Source organism: Leisingera sp. F5 (assembly GCF_001593695.1).
The window spans coordinates 1-1646 of sequence record NZ_LUKH01000814.1; the positions used below are offsets into that span (position 1 = coordinate 1).

General features: G+C 58.4%; 3 protein-coding genes. 1 reads left to right on the forward strand and 2 read right to left on the reverse strand.

The window, feature by feature from the left end:
• Positions 1-271: TetR/AcrR family transcriptional regulator (locus tag A2I95_RS36305; RefSeq protein ID WP_291737358.1), on the reverse strand; the 271-nt coding region annotated here is incomplete at its 3' end.
• A 259-nt stretch (positions 272-530) separates the two neighbouring features.
• Here A2I95_RS36305 and A2I95_RS36310 point away from each other — a divergent pair.
• Entirely contained in the window at positions 531-1007 is a 477-nt protein-coding gene (locus A2I95_RS36310; protein ID WP_291737359.1) for a hypothetical protein, read from the forward strand.
• Positions 1008-1079: 72 nt separating this feature from the next.
• On the opposite strand, the gene A2I95_RS36315 is transcribed toward A2I95_RS36310, so the two are convergent.
• Positions 1080-1646 (reverse strand): 3-oxoacid CoA-transferase subunit B (locus tag A2I95_RS36315; RefSeq protein ID WP_291737360.1); only part of this gene is annotated, 567 nt, incomplete at its 5' end.

The window sequence follows — 1646 nt, forward strand, 5'->3', positions numbered from 1 at the left end:
CTCCCAGAGCGGTGAAAACAGCGATCAGCTGTCCCGCCGGTGTGTCCGACAGGGCTTCCATACGGCCATAGAGCCAGTTGCGGAAGTTCTCGTCCCGCAGCTGCAGAACAGCACTGATCAGGTCATCCTTGGTGCGGAAATGCTTGTACATGGAGGTTTTTGAGACGCCGGTTTCCTTGACCAGAGTGTCCATTCCCGTCGCGTGAAATCCGCTGCGGTAGAACACGTCCAGGGCTTTGCGGACCAATTCGTCTCGTTTGTTCGGGCGCATGATTCATCTCTATCTGTACCGGTCTGTTCATATTGGCGGAGGAAGGGGCAGGCAACTCAAATCAGTTTAACAAGCGAAAGCAGGGCATAACCGGAGTTCTGCGAGCCTGCCCAGTGACCTGTCCAGTGGCCTGTCCGCAACGTCTTGAAATGGTGTGTTTTCTGCAAAGTTTTTGTTCTTTTCCTGCCGCCGCCGCTATGGTGCTGGAATTGACAGGATTGAGCCGCATCATTTGGCTTTGAGAAATTGGAGACAGGAATTGGAATTGGGAATTGATCCGGCGGCGCTTGCCGCGGGTTCGCAAGAGGCCACCAGCACCTTTGCAATGCTCGGCCTGATCGCTTTTACCGGGATTTTCGGGCGGATGGTGTTTGTCGCCTTTGCTCCGGGGCTTGCAAAGGTCAACCCGTTCCGGAATTTCTCGGGCCTGGGTTTTGTGCTGCTGGCCGCGGGCCTGTTTGCAGGTGCTTTGTATGTTTCGGGCAAGCAGACCAAAGCGATCGTGCTGTTCAACCGGCATCTGGTGGATCCGGTCATCGTTACCTTGCTTGGCCGCGACAGCTGTGACCCGGCCAGGGGCAGGTATTGCGTGGTAGTGTTCGAAGACGGCCGGGAAAAGATCGTCAATTGGTACGATAAGCGCGTTTACATGTATGAAATCGTCAACCCGCCCGAAGGCGCCATCTGGCATACTCAGCGGCCGCGCGCACGGCCCGGGTCTGCTGCCGGAGTTTGACTGCAAACCGGATTTGCAATGAAAAGGCCCGCCGGAAACCGGCGGGCCCTGATTGTCAGATCTGATCCGGGATCAGTCGACCAGGGTGGCCTGGGTCGCGCTGCGGATCTCGTCTTCGCTGACACCATCCGCCAATTCAACGATCTTCAGGCCGCCGTCCACGACGTCCAGAACACCCAGATTGGTGATGATCCGGTCGACCACGCCCTTGCCGGTCAGCGGCAGGGTGCAATCCTTCAGAACCTTGCTGTCGCCGTGTTTGTTGGTGTGATCCATCACGACCACCACACGGCCGACACCCGCGACCAGATCCATGGCGCCGCCCATGCCCTTGACCAGCTTGCCGGGGATCATCCAGTTGGCCAGATCGCCGTTCTCGGCCACTTCCATCGCACCCAAGATCGCCATGGCGATCTTGCCGCCGCGGATCATCGCAAACGACTGCGCCGAGTCGAAATAGGCGGTCTGCGGCAGTTCGGTGATGGTCTGCTTGCCCGCGTTGATCAGGTCGGCGTCCTCTTCGCCCTCATAGGGGAAGGGGCCCATGCCCAGCATGCCGTTCTCCGATTGCAGGGTCACTTCCACACCTTCGGGGATGTAGTTGGAGACCAGCGTCGGAATGCCGATGCCAAGGTTCAC